The sequence below is a fragment of the Cytobacillus sp. NJ13 genome (assembly GCA_030348385.1).
GTDB lineage: Bacteria > Bacillota > Bacilli > Bacillales > Cytobacillaceae > Cytobacillus.
Window position 1 is genome coordinate 4,800,569 of sequence record JAUCFP010000006.1, and the last position, 20,410, is coordinate 4,820,978.

19 protein-coding genes are annotated in these 20,410 nt (G+C 42.1%); 18 read left to right on the forward strand and 1 reads right to left on the reverse strand.

Features of this window, described 5'->3' with window-relative positions:
* Positions 1-282: 282 nt before the first annotated feature.
* From lepA to deoC, 10 genes are all read left to right on the forward strand, one after another.
* The gene (gene lepA / locus QUF73_23625) at positions 283-2,118 is read left to right on the forward strand and encodes a translation elongation factor 4 (protein MDM5229101.1); all 1,836 of its coding nucleotides are present in this window, start codon (positions 283-285) and stop codon (positions 2,116-2,118) included.
* Between the two features lie 120 nt (positions 2,119-2,238).
* On the forward strand, positions 2,239-3,372 hold the full coding sequence (hemW, locus tag QUF73_23630; protein MDM5229102.1) for a radical SAM family heme chaperone HemW: 1,134 nt from the start codon (positions 2,239-2,241) through the stop codon (positions 3,370-3,372).
* A 122-nt stretch (positions 3,373-3,494) separates the two neighbouring features.
* Positions 3,495-4,526 carry a heat-inducible transcriptional repressor HrcA gene (gene hrcA / locus QUF73_23635; GenBank protein MDM5229103.1) on the forward strand — a complete coding sequence of 344 codons (1,032 nt, stop codon included), beginning with the start codon at positions 3,495-3,497 and terminating at the stop codon, positions 4,524-4,526.
* 95 nt (positions 4,527-4,621) lie between these two features.
* Positions 4,622-5,233, forward strand: a complete 612-nt coding sequence (grpE, locus tag QUF73_23640; GenBank protein MDM5229104.1) for a nucleotide exchange factor GrpE — start codon at positions 4,622-4,624, stop codon at positions 5,231-5,233.
* Positions 5,234-5,258: 25 nt separating this feature from the next.
* Positions 5,259-7,088 (forward strand): molecular chaperone DnaK, encoded by a 1,830-nt coding sequence (gene dnaK, locus QUF73_23645; GenBank protein ID MDM5229105.1) that lies wholly within the window; start codon positions 5,259-5,261, stop codon positions 7,086-7,088.
* Between the two features lie 290 nt (positions 7,089-7,378).
* Positions 7,379-8,500: a molecular chaperone DnaJ gene (gene dnaJ / locus QUF73_23650; protein ID MDM5229106.1), complete on the forward strand. Its 1,122-nt coding sequence runs from the start codon at positions 7,379-7,381 to the stop codon at positions 8,498-8,500.
* Between the two features lie 20 nt (positions 8,501-8,520).
* Entirely contained in the window at positions 8,521-9,459 is a 939-nt protein-coding gene (gene prmA, locus QUF73_23655) for a 50S ribosomal protein L11 methyltransferase (protein ID MDM5229107.1), read from the forward strand.
* 81 nt (positions 9,460-9,540) lie between these two features.
* A complete protein-coding gene (locus tag QUF73_23660; protein MDM5229108.1) occupies positions 9,541-10,290 on the forward strand; it encodes a 16S rRNA (uracil(1498)-N(3))-methyltransferase in 750 nt (249 codons plus the stop codon).
* Between the two features lie 6 nt (positions 10,291-10,296).
* Positions 10,297-11,649, forward strand: a complete 1,353-nt coding sequence (mtaB, locus tag QUF73_23665; GenBank protein MDM5229109.1) for a tRNA (N(6)-L-threonylcarbamoyladenosine(37)-C(2))-methylthiotransferase MtaB — start codon at positions 10,297-10,299, stop codon at positions 11,647-11,649.
* A gap of 432 nt (positions 11,650-12,081) precedes the next feature.
* Entirely contained in the window at positions 12,082-12,753 is a 672-nt protein-coding gene (gene deoC / locus QUF73_23670; GenBank protein MDM5229110.1) for a deoxyribose-phosphate aldolase, read from the forward strand.
* 139 nt (positions 12,754-12,892) lie between these two features.
* Here the strand turns inward: deoC and QUF73_23675 are convergent, their stop codons facing one another.
* On the reverse strand, positions 12,893-13,813 hold the full coding sequence (locus QUF73_23675; GenBank protein MDM5229111.1) for a Na/Pi symporter: 921 nt from the start codon (positions 13,811-13,813) through the stop codon (positions 12,893-12,895).
* Between the two features lie 236 nt (positions 13,814-14,049).
* Between QUF73_23675 and rpsU the strand changes: the two genes are divergently transcribed.
* The 8 genes from rpsU to QUF73_23715 all read left to right on the forward strand — a co-directional run bounded on the left by rpsU (position 14,050) and on the right by QUF73_23715 (position 20,324).
* On the forward strand, positions 14,050-14,223 hold the full coding sequence (gene rpsU / locus QUF73_23680; GenBank protein ID MDM5229112.1) for a 30S ribosomal protein S21: 174 nt from the start codon (positions 14,050-14,052) through the stop codon (positions 14,221-14,223).
* Between the two features lie 15 nt (positions 14,224-14,238).
* The gene (locus QUF73_23685; GenBank protein ID MDM5229113.1) at positions 14,239-14,682 is read left to right on the forward strand and encodes a GatB/YqeY domain-containing protein; all 444 of its coding nucleotides are present in this window, start codon (positions 14,239-14,241) and stop codon (positions 14,680-14,682) included.
* A gap of 269 nt (positions 14,683-14,951) precedes the next feature.
* The gene (locus QUF73_23690; protein MDM5229114.1) at positions 14,952-16,265 is read left to right on the forward strand and encodes a nodulation protein NfeD; all 1,314 of its coding nucleotides are present in this window, start codon (positions 14,952-14,954) and stop codon (positions 16,263-16,265) included.
* A gap of 20 nt (positions 16,266-16,285) precedes the next feature.
* Positions 16,286-17,284, forward strand: a complete 999-nt coding sequence (gene floA, locus QUF73_23695; GenBank protein MDM5229115.1) for a flotillin-like protein FloA — start codon at positions 16,286-16,288, stop codon at positions 17,282-17,284.
* Positions 17,285-17,318: 34 nt separating this feature from the next.
* A complete protein-coding gene (locus tag QUF73_23700; protein ID MDM5229116.1) occupies positions 17,319-17,804 on the forward strand; it encodes a hypothetical protein in 486 nt (161 codons plus the stop codon).
* 55 nt (positions 17,805-17,859) lie between these two features.
* On the forward strand, positions 17,860-18,150 hold the full coding sequence (gene yqfC, locus QUF73_23705) for a sporulation protein YqfC (protein MDM5229117.1): 291 nt from the start codon (positions 17,860-17,862) through the stop codon (positions 18,148-18,150).
* A gap of 18 nt (positions 18,151-18,168) precedes the next feature.
* The gene (gene yqfD, locus QUF73_23710; protein MDM5229118.1) at positions 18,169-19,362 is read left to right on the forward strand and encodes a sporulation protein YqfD; all 1,194 of its coding nucleotides are present in this window, start codon (positions 18,169-18,171) and stop codon (positions 19,360-19,362) included.
* Entirely contained in the window at positions 19,359-20,324 is a 966-nt protein-coding gene (locus QUF73_23715; protein ID MDM5229119.1) for a PhoH family protein, read from the forward strand. Before yqfD ends, QUF73_23715 begins: the two co-directional genes overlap by 4 nt.
* Positions 20,325-20,410: the final 86 nt, after the last annotated feature.

A 20,410-nucleotide genomic window follows, 5' to 3' on the forward strand; every position in this document is an offset into this window, starting at 1 on the left:
TGATATAATCAAAAATAGTGTATAAACTAAAAGGACTATTTTAAAATTGACCACACTTGGCTCCAGGCGCCTGTTTTAAGGCGCTTGCGCTTTTCTTAAAAAGTAAGAAGGTATGAAATTTTAACGTCGATAGCTGTCTAGCTCCAGCGCCTACCCCCTCGAGGTCACAAGCCAATCCTCCCAAAAAGGCAAAGAACGCCTTTCCGTGAGGCTCGTCCTGTGCTTGTCGGGGGTGGGCAAGGCGCTTGCGCTTTTCTTATAGTAGGAGTTGAATTATAAACAATGAACAGAGAAGAAAGACTTAAAAGGCAAGAGAAAATTAGGAATTTTTCCATCATCGCCCACATTGATCATGGCAAATCAACTTTGGCTGACAGGATCCTCGAAAAAACCAATGCGCTTACATCACGCGAAATGAAGGATCAGCTCCTTGATTCCATGGACCTCGAAAGAGAGCGCGGCATTACTATCAAGCTTAATTCCGTCCAGCTAAAATATAAAGCAAAAGATGGTGATATATATACTTTCCACTTAATAGATACCCCGGGACACGTCGATTTTACATATGAAGTATCCCGGAGTCTTGCGGCATGTGAAGGTGCAATTCTGGTTGTGGATGCAGCTCAGGGAATTGAAGCACAAACCCTTGCAAATGTTTATCTGGCCTTGGATAACGATCTTGAAATTCTTCCGATCATCAATAAAATTGACCTTCCAAGCGCGGATCCGGAACGGGTGCGAAATGAGATTGAAGAAGTAATCGGCCTGGATGCTTCTGAAGCAGTACTTGCTTCAGCAAAGGCAGGAATCGGCATTGAAGAAATCCTTGAACAGGTCGTTGAAAAAGTGCCCGCTCCAGTAGGTGATCCGGATGCCCCTTTAAAGGCGCTTATATTTGACTCCCTTTATGATGCCTACCGCGGTGTAGTAGCCTATATCCGTGTGGTGGATGGAACGGTAAAAGTAGGGGATAAAATTAAAATGATGGCAACAGGCAAAGAGTTTGAAGTTACAGAGGTTGGAGTGTTCACACCTAAATCCACTCCAATGCCTGAATTGTCAGTTGGCGATGTTGGCTTTTTGACTGCTGCCATCAAAAATGTTGGCGATACCCGTGTAGGTGACACCATTACAAGTGCTAAAAAGGGTGCAGCCGAAGCTCTTCCTGGTTACCGAAAGTTAAATCCAATGGTTTATTGCGGTTTATATCCAATTGATAGCGCCAAATTTAATGATTTGCGGGAAGCTCTTGAAAAGCTTGAGCTTAATGACTCTGCCCTTCAGTTCGAGCCGGAAACTTCACAGGCGCTTGGCTTTGGATTCCGCTGCGGTTTCCTTGGATTGCTTCACATGGAAATCATTCAGGAGCGCATCGAGCGCGAATTCAAAATTGATTTGATTACAACGGCACCAAGTGTTATCTATGATGTTATCCTGACTGATGGTACGGAAGTTAAAGTAGATAACCCATCCAATATGCCTGATCCTCAAAAGATTGACCGTGTTGAAGAGCCTTATGTAAAAGCTACAATGATGGCGCCGAATGATTATGTGGGAGCCATTATGGAACTTTGCCAGCAAAAACGCGGCATCTTTATTGATATGCAATACATGGATGAAACCAGAGTAAACATTATATATGAAATTCCTTTATCGGAAATTGTTTATGATTTCTTTGATCAGCTGAAATCCAATACAAAAGGATATGCTTCTTTTGATTATGAATTAATTGGGTACAAGCCATCCAAACTTGTTAAGATGGATATTCTGTTAAATGCAGAAAAGGTAGACGCATTGAGCTTCATCGTTCATAAGGATTTTGCTTATGAAAGAGGAAAAGTAATCGTTGAGAAGTTAAAAGAGCTGATTCCCCGTCAGCAGTTTGAGGTTCCTATTCAAGCGGCGATCGGCCAGAAAATTGTAGCCCGCTCAACCATTAAAGCCATTCGCAAAAATGTATTGGCGAAATGTTACGGCGGTGACATCTCCCGTAAGCGCAAGCTATTGGAGAAGCAGAAAGAAGGTAAAAAGCGGATGAAGCAGGTTGGTTCGGTTGAAGTTCCGCAGGAAGCTTTCATGGCAGTTTTGAAGATGGACGATAACAGCCCTAAAAAGTAAAATATTTGCTTTGTTTTAAGAGGTTAGATATGCTGTCATAATAATAACAGCACTAGCCTCTTTTTATTTAGGATTCTGCTGTCTATGAACGTTGATTGAATGATGAAAGTAGTGAAATAAATGATTAAAGCAGCTTATATACACATCCCATTTTGTGAACATATTTGTCATTACTGTGATTTTAATAAAGTGTTCTTGAAGAACCAGCCAGTTGGAGAATATTTGGACTCTCTTGACAAAGAGATGAATCTTGCTTTGAAAGAAACACCTGCATCCCGTCTAGACTCCATCTTTGTTGGAGGCGGTACGCCAACTGCGCTTAACGAGAACCAGCTTGAACAGCTTTGCGGCACTATTAAACGGCAGCTTCCCTATGACTCTTTTACAGAATATACATTCGAAGCTAACCCCGGAGATCTCTCTAAAGAAAAACTTCAAATATTGCATGATGCTGGAGTCAACCGGCTCAGCTTTGGCGTTCAGACCTTCAACGATGTACTTTTAAAAAGAATTGGAAGGTCACACAGAGCAAAAGACGTTTTTCAATCAATTGAAGCTGCAAAGAAAGTCGGTTTCGATAACATCAGTATCGATCTTATATACAGTCTTCCGGGTCAGACACTTCAGGATTTTCAAGATACACTCGAAACATCATTCACCTTGGATATTGACCATTATTCCGGCTATTCGCTGATCATTGAACCCAAAACGGTATTCTATAATCTGATGAGAAAAGGAAAGCTGCCTACTCCTGGAGAAGATGTGGAAGCTGAGATGTATGAATTATTAATGGAACAAATGGACAAACACGGCTTTACGCAATATGAAATCAGCAATTTTGCAAAACCAGGCTTTGAGAGCCGGCATAACCTCACTTATTGGGATAATGAATGGTACTTCGGCTTTGGAGCTGGTGCACATGGCTATGTAGAAGGGCTTCGCCGTTCAAATCACGGTCCCCTGAAAAAATATATGGAGCCTATTGAGAACGGCCGGCTTCCGATTCTAGAAGAACATAAAGTGCCCTTGGATGAACAGATGGAAGAGGAGATGTTTCTTGGACTGAGAAAAACGGAAGGTGTCTCAATAAGTCGCTTTAAAGAGAAATTTGGCAAAGATCCCCTGGAGCTGTTTGAAGTCCAAATTAAACAGCATACCGAAAAAGAATTAATTGTTGCAGGGGAAGAGCATATTAAATTGACAAGGCGAGGACGTTTTCTTGGAAATGAAGTATTCCAGTCCTTTATAGGGTAATCAGGCATGGGTAGTGCACCGGGAAAAAAGAAAGCCAAATTATTGACACTGCACGTTTGATTTGATAATTTATTAGTAGAATTAGCACTCGGGAACAAAGAGTGCTAACAGAGGTGATAACTGTGTTAACAGATCGTCAATTATTAATTTTTCAAGTAATTGTTGATGATTTTATTCAAACTGCACAGCCTGTCGGGTCGAGAACCTTGTCGAAAAAAGAAGAAATTTCTTTTAGTTCCGCAACGATCAGAAATGAGATGGCTGATTTAGAGGAACTTGGGTTTATTGAAAAAACACACACCTCATCGGGGAGGATTCCATCTGAAAAAGGGTACCGCTACTACGTGGATCACCTTTTATCCCCGCAAAAATTAAATCAGCATGATATTCACAAAGTGCAATCTATCTTTGCGGAAAGAATCTATGAGCTCGAGAAAATCGTTCAAAGATCGGCAAAAATTCTATCTGAGCTGACAAATTATACATCCATTGTCCTCGGGCCTGCAGTAAGGGATAACAAGCTGAAGAAAATTCAGATCGTACCCTTGAATAAAGAAACAGCGATAGCAATTATTGTCACAGATACAGGCCATGTGGAGAACAGGATGTTCCACTTGCCGGAAAACATTGATGCTGGTGATTTGGAGAAGGTTGTCAATATCCTTAATGACCGACTTGCAGGTGCACCATTGGAAAGTCTGAACAATAAGTTATATAAAGAGGTTGCCGTTCTTTTAAGGCATCATATTAATAATTATGATCTAATGCTGAATTCAATTGCCGACACAATCAAGATACCGGCCTATGATAAGCTTTTCTTTGGCGGTAAAACAAATATGCTCAGCCAGCCCGAGTTTCATGATATTGAAAAGGTTAAAAACCTCATGAATATGATCGAGCAGGAAGAAGGCATATATGATTTAATCCGTAAAAACAAGTCAGGGATCAATATAAAAATCGGCCGGGAGAATAATAATTCAGCAATGGAAAACTGCAGTCTGATTACAGCAAGCTATTCGATCGGCACCGAACAGCTCGGTACCATCGCCATTCTGGGGCCGACCAGAATGGAATATTCAAGAGTCATAAGCTTATTGAATTATATCAGTGCAGACCTATCAGCTGTTTTATCTAAACTGTATCAAAACAGATGATGGTGGAGATATTGATTAAGGGTGGAAAAACCTTTCCGCTCCTTTCCTTATGGTTTTTATTTCTAAGAAACATCCATTCTTTAAGGGAGGTGAACATGTTGGCAGAAGAGAAAGACACACTAAACCAAGAATTAAATGAACAAACCAACGAACCTGAAGGAACTGAAAATGAGGCTCCTATTGAAGAGGTATTTGCGGAGGCAGAGGCAGAAGCTGGTACTGATGAGGGAAGCACTGATGCAGAGCTTACTGCAGCGAAAGCGAAAATTGCTGAACTGGAAGACAAGCTGGAAGAGGAAGAAAATCGCATCTACCGCCTTCAGGCTGATTTTGAAAATTCTCGGCGCCGTGCGAGGCTTGACCTTGAAGCGTCTGAAAAATATAGAGCACAGAGCTTAATCTCCGATTTGCTGCCTGCAATTGACAATTTTGAGAGAGCACTTCAGATGGAAACTGAAAATGAACAGGCTAAATCTATCCTTCAAGGGATGGAAATGGTTTACCGAAGCTTGCTGGAGGCTATTAAAAAAGAAGGCGCAGAACAGATTGAAGCAGTTGGGAAAGAATTCGATCCTCATTTACACCAGGCTGTGATGCAGGTGGAAGATGAGAATTTTGATTCCAATATTGTGGTCGAAGAATTTCAAAAAGGCTACAAGTTAAAGGATAGAGTCATTCGTCCATCAATGGTTAAAGTAAATCAATAACTACATATTTGGGGAGGTAAAGAACATGAGCAAAATTATCGGAATCGATTTAGGTACAACAAACTCATGTGTCGCTGTCCTTGAAGGCGGCGAACCAAAAGTAATTCCAAATCCGGAAGGCAACCGTACAACACCTTCAGTTGTTGCGTTTAAGAACGGCGAGCGCCAGGTCGGTGAGGTGGCAAAGCGCCAGTCTATTACAAACCCGAACACCATCATTTCCATTAAACGCCACATGGGTACGGATCATAAAACTGAAATTGAAGGAAAAGAATACTCGCCTCAAGAGGTTTCTGCTATTATTCTTCAATATTTGAAATCTTATGCAGAAGACTATCTTGGCGAGAGTGTTACTAAAGCAGTAATCACAGTTCCGGCATATTTCAACGATGCTGAGCGTCAGGCTACAAAGGATGCGGGCAGAATTGCCGGCCTGGAAGTTGAACGAATCATCAACGAACCTACTGCTGCAGCTTTAGCATATGGTCTTGATAAAATGGATGAAGACCAGACAATTCTTGTTTATGACCTTGGCGGCGGTACTTTTGACGTGTCTATTCTTGAACTTGGCGATGGAGTATTTGAAGTAAAATCAACTGCCGGGGATAACCGTCTTGGCGGAGATGATTTTGACCAAGTAATTATTGATTACCTGGTTGATCAATTCAAAAAAGAGAATGGCATTGATCTTGCTAAAGATAAAATGGCTCTTCAGCGTTTAAAAGATGCCGCTGAAAAAGCGAAAAAAGATCTTTCAGGTGTTACTTCAACACAAATCTCGCTTCCGTTTATCACGGCTGGGGAAGCAGGCCCTTTACACCTTGAAGTGACACTTTCAAGAGCCAAATTTGAAGAGCTGTCTGCAGACCTTGTTGAACGCACAATGGGACCTACACGCCAGGCGTTAAAGGATGCTGGATTGACTCCTTCAGAACTTGATAAAGTTATCCTTGTCGGAGGTTCAACTCGTATTCCTGCCGTACAGGAAGCAATCAAGAAAGAAACAGGAAAAGAACCACATAGAGGAGTTAACCCTGATGAAGTTGTAGCAATGGGTGCAGCCATTCAGGGCGGTGTAATCACAGGTGACGTTAAGGATGTTGTCCTGCTGGATGTAACTCCTTTATCTCTTGGAATTGAAACAATGGGCGGAGTGTTCACTAAGCTGATTGAACGCAATACAACCATTCCAACATCAAAATCTCAGGTGTTCTCAACTGCTGCTGATAACCAGTCAGCTGTTGATATCCATGTGCTGCAAGGGGAACGCCCGATGGCTGCAGATAATAAAACACTGGGCCGCTTCCAGCTTGGCGATATTCCTCCTGCTCCTCGAGGAGTGCCTCAAATCGAAGTATCATTCGATATCGACAAAAATGGTATCGTAAACGTACGCGCTAAAGACTTGGGCACAAATAAAGAGCAGGCCATTACGATTAAATCATCAACAGGATTATCTGATGAAGAAATCGAAAAAATGGTAAGAGAAGCTGAAGAAAATGCTGAAGCAGATAAGAAGCGCAAAGAAGAAGTTGAACTCCGCAATGAAGCGGATCAGCTTGTATTCACTACTGAAAAGACTCTAAAAGATCTTGAAGGCAAAGTGGATGAAGCTGAAGTGAACAAAGCAAATGAAGCTAAAGATGCCCTAAAGGCTGCAATTGAAAAGAACGATCTGGATGAGATCCGTGCGAAGAAAGATGCTTTACAGGAGGTTGTCCAGGCGTTAACAATGAAACTTTATGAGCAGGCTCAAGCTGCTCAGGCTGCACAGGGTGCAGAAGGCGCTGAAAGCAAAAGTGACGACGATAATGTCGTAGATGCTGAGTTCGAAGAAGTTAAAGACGATAAATAATTCATCAATTAAATGATGGTGTGATCTACACACCAGCTACAGGTTTACATCAAAAGTCAAAGTCAGGTTTTTCTTGGCTTTGGCTTTTATTTCTGTTTGAAGCAATCCATTAAAGATGCATAAAAGTGTTTTTGCCCCTTGCCCTATGAGTGGACCGGGGTCCTTTCTTTGGGGAAGCGGCAAATGCAAATGGATAATTCTCTGCATTAGAAGTGTGTAATGCGGTTGCGGAATATAATTAGAGAATGATACAATAACCTTTATGTGAAATGAATCGGGGAGTGGTAATCATGAGTAAAAGGGATTACTATGAAGTTCTTGGAATCAGCAAAGGTGCATCCAAGGATGAAATTAAGAAGGCTTATCGAAAACTTTCAAAAAAATATCATCCTGATATTAATAAAGAGCCTGATGCAGACGAGAAGTTCAAGGAAGTTAAAGAAGCATATGAAGTCCTCAGCGACGACCAGAAAAAGGCCCACTATGATCAATTCGGCCATACGGACCCTAATCAGGGCTTTGGCGGAGCCGGTTTTGAAGGTTTTGGAGGATTTGAAGACATTTTCAGCACCTTCTTCGGAGGAGGAGGCTCCCGCCGGCGTGACCCTAATGCCCCAAGGCAGGGTGCAGACTTGCAGTACACCATGTCCTTATCCTTTGAGGAAGCAGTATTTGGCAAAGAGACCGATATTGAAATTCCGCGTGAAGAGACGTGTGATACCTGCAGCGGTTCAGGCGCGAAGCCAGGAACTAAGCCGGAAACATGCCGTCACTGTCATGGATCAGGTCAGCTGAATGTTGAACAAAATACGCCATTTGGCAAGATAGTAAATAGAAGAGTTTGCCACTACTGTAATGGTACCGGCAAGGAAATCAAAGAGAAGTGCACTACTTGCCGAGGAACCGGTAAAGTCCAGAAACGCAGGAAGATACACGTGAAAATTCCTGCGGGCATTGATGATGGCCAGCAGCTCCGCGTGGCGGGCCAAGGGGAACCCGGTGTAAATGGAGGCCCTTCTGGCGACCTTTATGTTGTTTTCCATGTTCGTTCACATGAATTCTTTGAGCGTGATGGCGATGACGTTTATTGCGAGATGCCTATAACATTTGTGCAGGCAGCCCTTGGCGATGAAATCGAAGTTCCGACACTCCATGGAAAAGTAAAACTTAAAGTCCCATCAGGCACACAAACAGGAACCAAATTCCGCCTCAAAGGAAAAGGTGTTCCAAATGTAAGAGGATACGGAACAGGGGATCAGCATATTATTGTACGCATTATTACTCCTACAAAGCTGACAGAAAAACAAAAGCAGCTTTTAAGCGAATTTGCTGAAGTCAGCGGAACAGTTCCCCAGGGAGAACAGGAAGAAAGCTTTTTTTCTAAAGTAAAACGAGCCTTTAAAGGTGAATAAAGGAATGGGAGTTGGTAGTAGTGAAATGGTCAGAAATCAGTATTCATACTGCAAATGAAGCTGTTGAACCGATTTCGAATATTTTGCATGAAGCCGGAGCAAGCGGAGTTGTTATAGAGGATCCTTTAGAACTTGTAAAAGAAAGAAAGGACCAATTCGGTGAAATCTACCAGCTCAATCCGCAGGATTATCCTGAAGAAGGCGTAATTGTAAAAGCGTATCTGCCAGTAAACAGTTTTCTTGGTGAAACTGTCGATGAAATAAAAGAAGCGATCAATAACCTGATATTATTTAACATTGACATTGGGGCAAATAAAGTCAGCATTAGTGAAGTAAATGAAGAAGAATGGGCTACTGCCTGGAAAAAATACTATAATCCTGTAAAAATTTCAGAACGTTTTACAATTGTCCCAACCTGGGAGGATTACACACCTGTCAGCAGTGATGAGCTTATCATAGAGCTTGACCCTGGAATGGCTTTTGGAACGGGAACACACCCTACAACGGTGATGTGTATACAAGCACTTGAAAGAACAGTAAAACAGGGTGATAAAGTTGTAGATGTAGGAACAGGATCGGGAGTTTTAAGCATTGCAGCAGCTATGCTTGGTGCTGAGAAGGTGAAAGCACTTGATCTTGATGAAGTGGCAGTAAATTCAGCTAAATTAAATATTAAGCTGAATAAAGTGCAGAAAATAGTTGAAGTATCACAAGGAAACCTGCTCGATGGTGTCAGTCAGGGAGCTGATGTGGTCGTTGCCAACATCCTGGCAGAAGTGATTCTCCGATTTACTGATGATGTTGCATCTGTCGTAAAGGAAGGCGGGTACTTTATCGCTTCAGGCATTATCCAGCAGAAGAAACAGGAAGTAAGAGATGCTATTTCCGAAGCGGGATTTGAAGTTGAAGAAACCATTCAAATGGAAGATTGGGTTGCTATTGTGGCAAGGAGAAAATAATAATGTGAAAAGGGGGTAATGAACTTACCCCCCTTTTACAGTTGATAGAATGCTGGACTGGCAAGAAAGAGGGTGCAGGTTGTGCAGAGGTATTTCACAGAGAATGCTGTAAAGGAAAATGTCTTTCTAATTAAAGGGGAAGACCGCCATCACATTGTAAAAGTAATGCGCATGAAAGAAGGCGACAATATTATCTGTGTCGAACAATCCCAAAATAGCGCACTTTGCTCAATTGCAGAAATTACCGATGAACATGTAGCTGCAGAAGTTGTACAATGGATTGAAGGGTCTTCTGAGCTGCCTGCCGATATTACTATTGTGAGCGGACTGCCTAAAGGGGATAAGCTGGAGTGGATCATTCAAAAGGGCACTGAGCTGGGAGCACATCGTTTTATCCCTTTTACTTCAGCCCGTTCAGTAGTAAAATGGGATGCGAAGAAATCTGTGAAAAAAGCAGAGAGATGGCAGAAGATTGCTAAAGAAGCTGCTGAACAGTCACACAGGACCATGGTACCTGAAGTGTTTGCACCTCTTGATTTGAAGTCATTGCTGAAATTATCTGGAGATTATTCATATAAATTGATTGCCTTTGAGGAAGAAGCGAAGCGGGGAGAGGACTCTGTGCTCTATAAAACACTTTCTTCTATGAATAAAGGACAATCACTTATGGTTGTATTCGGGCCAGAAGGCGGGCTTGCAGACAATGAAGTTTCATTGCTGCAGGAAGCAGGCTTTCTGGCCTGCGGGTTGGGGCCGCGTATTTTAAGAACAGAGACAGCACCTCTCTATTTGCTGTCAGCTGTTTCCTATCATTTTGAATTAATGGGGTGAAATTAGATGCCTGCAGTTGCATTTCATACACTTGGCTGTAAAGTCAATCATTACGAAACAGAAGCCATTTGGCAGCTGTTCAAAGAAGCTGGCTATGAACGGACAGACTTTGAATCCGTTTCAGATGTATATGTGATTAACACATGTACGGTTACAAATACTGGTGATAAGAAAAGCCGCCAGGTAATCAGAAGGGCAATCAGGAAAAACCCTGATGCGGTTATCTGTGTAACGGGCTGTTATGCACAAACCTCACCGGCCGAAATTATGGCGATTCCTGGAGTGGATATCGTTGTTGGCACCCAGGATCGAGTAAAGATGCTTGAGTATATCGAGCAGTATAAACAAGAACGGCAGCCGATCAATGGTGTTGGAAACATCATGAAGAATCGTGTCTACGAAGAGCTAGATGTTCCGGCATTTACCGATCGGACACGTGCTTCCCTTAAAATTCAGGAAGGCTGCAATAACTTCTGCACTTTCTGCATTATCCCCTGGGCGCGCGGTTTAATGAGATCCAGGGATCCGAAAGAAGTAATCCGCCAGGCGCAGCAGCTGGTTGATGCCGGCTATAAAGAAATCGTTCTGACTGGAATCCATACAGGCGGTTATGGCGAAGATATGAAAGATTATAATCTGGCTATGCTTCTTAGGGATCTGGAAGCTCAGGTAAAAGGTCTTAAACGTTTAAGAATTTCTTCTATTGAAGCCAGCCAGATTACCGATGAAGTTATTGAGGTTATGGATCAGTCCAAGGTTGTTGTAAGGCATTTGCACATTCCTCTTCAGTCAGGATCTAATACGGTCCTTAAGAGGATGCGCCGCAAGTATACCATGGAGTTCTTTGCTGAGCGTCTTGAGCGCTTGAAAGAAGCTCTCCCAGGTTTGGCTGTTACATCAGATGTTATCGTTGGCTTCCCGGGAGAAACAGAAGAAGAATTCATGGAAACCTACAATTTTATTAAAGAACATAAATTTTCCGAGCTTCATGTATTTCCTTATTCAAAGCGTACAGGAACACCTGCAGCGAGAATGGACGACCAGATTGATGAAGAAGTTAAAAACGAGCGTGTCCATCGCCTGATTGCCTTATCAGATCAGCTTGCAAAAGAATACGCATCTCAGTATGAAGGCGAAGTTCTTGAAGTGATTCCAGAGGAAAGCTTTAAGGAAAGCAGTGACAGCAGTTTATTTGTCGGCTACACTGACAATTACTTGAAAGTCGTCTTCCCGGCAACGGAAGAAATGGTCGGCCAGATTGTAAAAGTTAAAATTACAAAAGCTGGCTACCCTTACAATGAAGGTAAATTTGTAAGAGTCCTTGATGAATTGAATGAAACAGAAGAGGCTGCAGTTTAAAGGAATTACCTTATGGTAGTTCCTTTTTTATTAAGCTTTTATTTAAGTTTATTTCTTTTTAATAACTTAGTTTATTTACTGAGTTGATTGGAGTGGAGGGTACTTGATCCTCGCAAATGCTGACGCATTTCCTTCGTGCGGTGTTATTCCAGGAAGCTTAATCAATGTCCTGCGGGAGGAGAGAGAAGTGGGAGACCCCGCAGGCGAAGCCGAGGAGGCTCCCATTCCTCCCCGCGGAAAGCAAGTGCCCGCAGCGGAAAGCAACGAGCTGAATTCATAAGCAAATACATCTTGATAAATTTATTAATATCTTTTGGGAAAAACTATTTTCGAAAACGATTACAAAAAACATAAATAGTGCTCGATATTTTATTATCTAAGTGATATTATGTAAGAGGTACGTACAACTGTTTTTTAAAAGGAGTAGTTAAAATGACAAATAACGTAGCGAAAATGATCGATCATACATTACTTAAAGCCGATGCAACAAAAGACCAAATAGAAAAAATCTGTGCTGAGGCTAAAGAATACAATTTTGCGTCAGTCTGTGTAAACCCTGCATGGGTCAAACTTTCAAGCGAATTGCTTAACGGAACTGAAGTAAAAGTCTGTACGGTAATCGGCTTCCCGCTGGGAGCTTCCACACCTGAAACAAAAGCATTTGAAACAAAGAATGCCATCGAAAACGGTGCAACAGAAGTAGATATGGTAATTAACATTGGCGCTTTAAAAGGCGGAGACAATGAGCTAGTGGAAAGAGATATCCGTGCGGTTGTTGATGCTGCCAGAGGAAAAGCATTAACAAAGGTTATTATCGAAACTTGTCTTCTTACTGAAGATGAAAAAGTTAGAGCATGTGAACTTTCTGTAAAAGCAGGTGCTGACTTTGTTAAAACATCTACAGGATTTTCAACAGGAGGAGCAACAGCTGAAGACATCGCACTTATGAGAAAAACTGTCGGCCCAGAAATCGGTGTTAAAGCTTCAGGCGGAGTTAGAAGCGCTGAAGATGCACAGAAAATGATTGATGCAGGTGCAACGAGAATTGGAGCAAGCTCTGGCGCTGCTATTGTCAACGGTTTAACAAGCGATTCAGATTATTAAGAAAAGCGGAAGGCGCCTGTTTATCGGCTTATGACCTCGAGCCGATAAACGGGCGCCCGGAGCTAGACAGTTATCGAAATTCAAAATATTATACTTGTTGTAAAAAAATGCCGGGATTTTCCGGCATTTTTTTATTGTTCTATCGGTCATGAAGCCTAATGACAAACCTTCCAAACTGATTTGCAACTGGAAGAACAAGCAGTGAGGATATCACATTAAATAAAACACTGATGTGTGCAAGCTGCACATCCGGGGAACTGGCTGCACTTTGTCCAAAAACAGCAAGGGCATGAATAAAAGGATAAAAGGCTGCGACACCCAGGCAGTTCAGCCAGATGTGTGCAAAGGCAGTCAGCTTTGCTTCTTTTCCGGAACCGATGGATGCTAAATAAGCGTCTGCGCATGTTCCGATATTAGATCCAAGCATTATGGCAATGCCGGTATCCAAATCCATTGCTCCTGCAGTTAAAAACCCCATGATAATGCCAGTTGTTGCGGTGCTTGATTGGATAATCGCAGTAAGGACAATTCCAGCCGCTGCTGCGAATATGTAATTTCCATCCAAAGCAAGCAGCCAGTGATTAACCATATCATTATCTTTAACTGAACCGGCCAGATATTCAAACCCGCGCATTGCTGCAAAAACCGCTGATAAACCCAGTAATGCCAGACCGGTGCTTCGCATGCTATTTTTCTTCAATACCGCCAGGATGCTTCCGGCAGCAGCAAGCGGAATAATATAAGATTCTATATTAAAAGTGATTAATTCTGTCGTAAATGTTGTCCCGATGTTGGTTCCTAAAATGATGCCGATTGTCTGGGGAAAAGTAAGAATCCGTGCAGAAACCATTCCAATTGTAATAATCATTACCGCTGAACTGCTCTGCAGGACAGCGGTGACCATTGTGCCAATAACAAGACCTTTCCATGGTGAATTTGTCATCACTGCCAGCCATTTTTTAAATGAATCGGCAGATAAATTAAACAGGCCTGATCTTAAAAGTGTCATACCATAAATAAATAACCCGATTAGCAGAAAAAATAATAACAGCTGGACCAAGCATTCACCCCCTACAATTAATACTATGGGACAGCATGCTGGGACATGCTTAAGTGCGAAAAATTGTTTAGCTTGTCATGAATGGGGTATAAAACAATCACAATCAAATAAAAACTAATCCTATAGCAGGCTAATTACTGTTGACCTTGATAAGCTGTTATATTATAATTGCAAGGTACATGGAATAAACCATGTTGTTGATGTAAGTGTGTTGTGCTCGGAGGGAGGGAAAGAGAATGTCTAAAACCGTCGTTCGTAAAAACGAATCGCTTGAAGATGCTCTTCGTCGCTTCAAACGTTCAGTATCAAAAACTGGTACTTTGCAGGAAGCAAGAAAGCGCGAATTCTACGAAAAACCTAGTATTAAACGTAAGAAAAAGTCTGAGGCTGCTAGAAAGCGTAAGTGGTAAGAGAGGGTGTATGTAATGAGTCTTCTCGAGCGTTTAAATGAAGATATGAAACAAGCGATGAGGAATAAAGAAAAAGAAAAGCTTACTGTAATTCGTATGATTAAAGCTTCGCTTCAAAACGAAGCAATCAAGCTTGGTGAAGAGCTTAACGAAGAACAGGAGCTAACTGTCCTTTCTCGCGAAGTTAAACAACGCAAGGATTCCCTCCATGAATTTGAAAAAGCAGGTCGTGAAGATCTTGTTGAAAAAATTCGTACTGAACTTCAGTATGTCGAATTATATATGCCAAAACAGCTCTCTGAAGATGAAGTTTCAAAAATTGTTGCAGAAACGGTTGCAGAAACTGGTGCTTCTTCAAAAGCTGATATGGGAAAAGTGATGGCTGCAATTATGCCTAAGGTAAAAGGCAAAGCAGATGGGTCACTTGTAAATAAACTTGTACAACAACACCTTTCATAAAACTATGCAATAAAAGACCGAAAGCCATTGGCTGACGGTCTTTTTTATTTGCTGTTCACTTAAATTATTCTTATCCTTTAGGCTATGAAAGCTTAAATAATGCTGGAATGTTTTACGTTTATTTCTAGGTTATACTAATAATACATCCGCTTTGTAAATACTGATTATAGGAAAAAATAAAAATGAAACTTTTTAATGATTGAATCGTAAATACATATAGAATCTATTTTGCGGTTAAAGGGGGGAGAAATTTGATTGCCAGAAGAGCAATAACCGCCTTTTCATTGTTCTTTGCTCTGCTGCTTTTGGGAAGCCCTTTTCAAGGAAAAGCCAATAATGAAAAAGTGCTGATTGTTCCTATTGAAGAAACTGTGGAAAAAGGGCTTTATGCATTTTTAAATAGAGCGGTCCAAACAGCTGAAGAAGAAAATGCCTCAGCCATTATATTTGAAATAAATACACCCGGAGGCGCAGTAGATGCAGCCGGGCAAATCGGAAGGCTGTTAACCTCGACAAATGTAAAAACAATATCTTTTGTCAATAAGCAGGCCTTATCTGCAGGTGCCTATATAGCATTGAATACGGATGAAATATACATGGTGCCTGGTTCAACAATGGGTTCAGCAGCAATTATTGACCAGCAGGGTAATACGGCTGGCAAGAAAGCGGAATCATACTGGTTTGCGGCTATGCAGAGTGCTGCCTCACAAACGGGCAGAGATCCTGTTTATGCCCTTGCTATGGCAGATGAATCGGTGGATCTGCCAGATTTAGGGGCGCCGAAAGGAAAGCTTCTTACCCTCACAGCTGAACAGGCTAAAGAGGTAGGGTATTCGGAAGGCACAGTAGATTCAAGGGCGGAATTACTGAAAGTGCTGGGGTTTGAGGGAGCTGCTGTACAGACAATTGATGAAAGCTTTGCAGAAAAGGTGGCCCGTTTTATTACCCATCCTGTCGTTATACCAATTCTATTATCCATCGGAAGCCTTGGGCTTGTTCTGGAGCTGTATTCACCGGGTTTCGGCATCCCTGGCTTCATGGGGTTATCGGCCCTGCTCCTTTTCTTTTATGGCCATATGGTGGCCGGCCTGGCAGGATATGAAACATTAATTCTGTTTGTAATAGGCATAGGTTTAATAATAGCTGAGTTTTTCCTTCCTGGAGGAATTGCAGGAATAGCTGGAATAGCAGCTGTGCTGGGCAGCCTGTTCCTGGCTGCTGACAATGCAGCCCATATGGGAATGTCTATTTTAATTGCTATGGGAGTTTCAGTATTGGCATCTATATTAATGATAAAGGTGTTTGGTAAAAAAATGAAATTCTTCAAAAAAATAATATTAACCGATAGCACAAATACAGAAAAAGGCTATATTTCAAATAAGAGCAGACTTGAACTGATTGGCCTTGAGGGTTATGCGCTTACAGCACTAAGGCCATCTGGTACAGTTGTCATCGGGGATGAGCGGATTGACGTTGTCAGTGAGGGAGGCTTTATCCTAAAAGGGGCAAAAGTAAAAGTTGTTAAAGCAGAAGGCTCACGTATTGTTGTAAGGGAAGTATCTAATCTTGATTTAGATAAATAAAATCATCAGGAGGTAGGAATATGTTAGAAGCAGGGACAGTATTTGTTCTGGTTGCCGTTGTACTTGGTGTCATTTTACTTGGGATATTATTCACCTTTGTACCGGTAATGCTGTGGATTTCAGCATTGGCAGCGGGTGTCAGAGTCAGTATCTTTACATTAATTGGAATGAGGCTTCGCCGGGTTATACCAAGCCGTGTTATTAACCCGTTAATCAAAGCCCATAAGGCAGGGATTGATGTATCAACAAACCAGCTGGAAAGCCATTACTTGGCAGGGGGAAATGTTGATAGAGTTGTCAATGCATTAATTGCAGCACACCGTGCAAATATTGATTTAAGCTTTGAACGCAGTGCTGCCATCGACCTGGCAGGGCGTGACGTTTTGGAAGCTGTTCAAATGAGCGTTAACCCAAAAGTAATTGAAACTCCTTTCATTGCGGGTGTGGCGATGGATGGTATTGAAGTAAAGGCGAAAGCGCGAATTACGGTCCGGGCAAATATTGACCGTCTAGTCGGGGGAGCCGGTGAGGAAACAATTGTGGCGCGTGTTGGTGAGGGGATTGTCTCTACAATCGGTTCGCAGACTGATCACAAGAAAGTACTCGAAAATCCTGATATGATTTCTCAGACTGTTCTCTCGAAAGGTCTGGATGCGGGGACTGCTTTCGAAATCCTTTCCATTGATATTGCGGACGTGGATATCGGCAAAAATATCGGTGCGGAACTTCAGACTGAACAAGCAGAGGCGGATAAGAAGATTGCCCAGGCGAAAGCGGAAGAAAGACGTGCAATGGCAGTAGCGCAAGAACAGGAAATGAAAGCCCGTGTTGAAGAAATGCGAGCGAAGGTTGTGGAAGCAGAGGCTCAGGTGCCGCTAGCCATGTCAGAAGCGCTCCGTTCTGGAAATATTGGTGTAATGGATTATATGAATATCCAAAACATCTCAGCTGATACCGAAATGAGGGACTCAATCGGCAATATGAGTGATGACGGCAAAAGTGGCCGCAAAAATGACTAAATGATCCCATATTGGGAGAAGGGAGGAAACTCTCTTGGAATTCTTATTGGAGAATCCTTTTATTCTCATTGCCTTAATAGCTTTCATTTCCTCCTTCTTCAAAAAAAAGAAGGAGGAAAAGCCTGTTAAACAGACTCCCCGTTCAGTACAGCAAGAGCAGCGGACACAGGCAGAAAGAACTTCGGCAGAGTCTGCATTGGCCGAAGCGCTAAAAGAAGAAAAAAGGCAGCAGACAGAAAAAGCCAGAAGAATTGAAGAAGAATACAGGCAGCGTAAACAGAAGGCTGAAGAAAGTATGAAGGCTCTTCAGAATCAGCGGAAAGCTGCCGAAAGAAAAGCAAGTGCATTAGCGAAAATAGCTTCAAATACAAACGCAGAGCATCCAAAGGAACCATCTGGAGCAGGAAGTTTTGAGCTAAGGAAACAGTCACTGGTTGACGGAATTATCTGGTCTGAAATCCTTGGGCCTCCAAAATCAAAAAATCCTCACCGATCCCTAAGAGGAAGCAATAAAAAATAAGTGCTAGAACCTCCGTTCATTTCATAAATATGAGATGAAAGGGGGTTCTTTTTTTATGGCAAAAAAGTGGGGACAATTCGTCCGCGGCTGGATGACTAAAAATATGGAGCTTCCTCAAGATGTCATGATGGATCTGCCCCGCATCACAATGATTGGGCAAATCCATATCTATATAGAGAACCACAGGGGATTATTGGCTTTTTCAGATAAGGAATTAAGACTGCTTTTGAAGCAGGGGCAGCTTTTAATTCGAGGGAAAGCTTTCGTTATAAAAACGATACTGCCAGAAGAAATATTGCTGGAGGGGAAAATTGACTCAGTTACTTATATTACAGACACTGATTAAGAATTCAGGGGGAAGGAAATGAAGAACCAGTGGATCGAATTTTACAGGGGCCTTGTAACAGTTAAAGCAAGCGGGAGGGGAATAGAAAGATTTATTAATGCGCTTACCCGCAGCGGAATCAATATCTGGAACGTGAAAAACCATGGAACGCAATCAGTCACCTTTAAAATGAAATTGGAAGATGCCAAAAAAATAAGGAGCCACGCCAGGAACAGTGATTGCAGAATCGAGTTCCTGCAGCGGGCAGGAGCTCCATTCCTTGTGAAAAGGCTGCTGAAAAACAGCGGGTTTGCTGCTGGTGCACTCGCGTTTTTTGCAGTCATTCTCCTTTTATCCAATATGGTTTGGGGAATAGAGATCAAGGGTGCAAATCCTGCTACTGAATATCAGATCATCAAAGAATTGGACAAGATGGGGGTTAAAAAAGGAAAGCTGCAGTTCTTTGTAGATAACGTGGAGTCTATTCAGCGTAAACTTTCAAACAATATTGAAGCGATTACTTGGGTCGGTGTGGAGTTAAAAGGGACAACCTACCATTTGCAGGTCGTAGAGAAAAATGAGCCTAATAAGCCTGAGTATTTAAGTCCGCGTCATTTGGTAGCGAAGAAGAAAGCAGTCATTGTAGATATGTTTGTCGAAGAAGGGCGTGCAGTCGTTGATATACACGATCATGTTCAGCCAGGACAGCTTTTGGTCTCAGGGATAATCGGGAAAGAGGGCCAAACAGAGACTGTTCCTTCGAAGGGGGAGATTTTCGGGGAGACATGGTATAAGTCTGAAGTCATTCTTCCGCTTAAAAGCACTTTCAAAGTCTTCAGCGGCAGTGAAAAAGTCAAGCATGCAATTACGATCGGAAATCTTGAAATTCCATTATGGGGATTTGGAAGCCCGGAGTTTGAAGAGTATGAATTAGAGGAAAATGAAAAAAGAGTAAAATTCCTGAAATGGGAGCTTCCTATTTCATATGTAAATAAAACGTTCCGTGAAAGGGAGCAAGTCACAAGAATATATTCCAATAAAGAGGCATTTGAAGCAGCGAAAGATTTGGCAAGAAAAAAAATAAAAAGCAGCTTAGATGAAAATGCTAAAGTTATGGGAGAAAAAGTTTTGCACCAATCAATTGACAATGGTAAAGTAACAATAGCAATACATTTCCAAATTATTGAGAATATTGCAGAAGGACAACCAATTATTCAAGGAGATTCGGAATGACAGAAGACTTGAAAACAATGAACCTGCAGCTGGAAGACCCAAACGAAGCAATTGCCCTATTGGGAAATTCGGATGCAAACCTAAAAGTTATTGAGCAAGAACTGAATGTTTCCATTGTAACCAGGGGAGAATCTGTTTATGTGTCTGGAGAAATGGACAAGGTAGAACTGGTTGGAAAGGTTCTGGATAAACTGCTTTATGTAATCCGGAAAGGGATAAATATAAGCCAGAGAGACGTCATGTATGCCCTTCAAATGGCTCATAAGGGTACACTTGAGTACTTCAGTGATTTATATGAAGAAGAAATTACAAAAAATGCAAAAGGCAAGTCCATTCGTGTTAAGACATTAGGCCAGCGTCAATACATTCAAGCAATCCGTGGAAATGACCTGGTTTTTGGCATAGGTCCGGCAGGAACAGGCAAGACCTATTTGGCTGTTGTCATGGCCGTAAATGCTTTGAAAAATGGGAATGTGAAAAGGATTATCCTTACCCGTCCTGCAGTCGAAGCTGGCGAAAGCCTTGGTTTTCTGCCGGGGGATCTGAAGGAAAAAGTCGATCCTTACTTAAGGCCATTGTATGATGCTTTGCATGATATTTTAGGTGCAGAGCATACACAAAGAATGATTGAAAGAGGCACGATTGAAATTGCACCGCTGGCGTACATGCGCGGAAGAACTTTAGATGATGCTTTTGTCATCCTGGATGAAGCGCAAAATACAACTCAAGCCCAAATGAAAATGTTTCTAACCCGGCTGGGCTTCGGCTCAAAAATGATTATTACTGGAGACAGAACACAAGTTGACCTTCCAAAGGGAGTAAAATCCGGCCTGATAATGGCTGAAGATATACTCAAGGGTGTAAGTGGGCTATCATTCGTTCATTTGGAACAAAGTGATGTTGTGCGGCATCCGCTTGTGGCCAGGATTATCCAGGCATACGAAAAAGAAGATAAGCAGTGAACCGTTAAGCCGCCGATTTTGGCGGTTTTTTCGTTGAGTAAAAAGATTCAGCGGTATAAATGAATAGCAGGAATCCTCATGGAATT

What these genes read in the sequence shown, in the direction of transcription:
- lepA (MDM5229101.1), top strand. Translation starts at nt 283, where the DNA reads ATGAACAGAGAAGAAAGACTTAAAAGGCAAGAGAAAATTAGGAATTTT.
- dnaK (MDM5229105.1), top strand. Translation starts at nt 5,259, where the DNA reads ATGAGCAAAATTATCGGAATCGATTTAGGTACAACAAACTCATGTGTC.
- deoC (MDM5229110.1), top strand. Translation starts at nt 12,082, where the DNA reads ATGACAAATAACGTAGCGAAAATGATCGATCATACATTACTTAAAGCC.
- rpsU (MDM5229112.1), top strand. Translation starts at nt 14,050, where the DNA reads ATGTCTAAAACCGTCGTTCGTAAAAACGAATCGCTTGAAGATGCTCTT.
- yqfD (MDM5229118.1), top strand. Translation starts at nt 18,169, where the DNA reads ATGAAGAACCAGTGGATCGAATTTTACAGGGGCCTTGTAACAGTTAAA.
- dnaJ (MDM5229106.1), top strand. Translation starts at nt 7,379, where the DNA reads ATGAGTAAAAGGGATTACTATGAAGTTCTTGGAATCAGCAAAGGTGCA.
- grpE (MDM5229104.1), top strand. Translation starts at nt 4,622, where the DNA reads ATGTTGGCAGAAGAGAAAGACACACTAAACCAAGAATTAAATGAACAA.
- floA (MDM5229115.1), top strand. Translation starts at nt 16,286, where the DNA reads ATGTTAGAAGCAGGGACAGTATTTGTTCTGGTTGCCGTTGTACTTGGT.
- yqfC (MDM5229117.1), top strand. Translation starts at nt 17,860, where the DNA reads ATGGCAAAAAAGTGGGGACAATTCGTCCGCGGCTGGATGACTAAAAAT.
- mtaB (MDM5229109.1), top strand. Translation starts at nt 10,297, where the DNA reads ATGCCTGCAGTTGCATTTCATACACTTGGCTGTAAAGTCAATCATTAC.
- hemW (MDM5229102.1), top strand. Translation starts at nt 2,239, where the DNA reads ATGATTAAAGCAGCTTATATACACATCCCATTTTGTGAACATATTTGT.
- QUF73_23715 (MDM5229119.1), top strand. Translation starts at nt 19,359, where the DNA reads ATGACAGAAGACTTGAAAACAATGAACCTGCAGCTGGAAGACCCAAAC.
- QUF73_23685 (MDM5229113.1), top strand. Translation starts at nt 14,239, where the DNA reads ATGAGTCTTCTCGAGCGTTTAAATGAAGATATGAAACAAGCGATGAGG.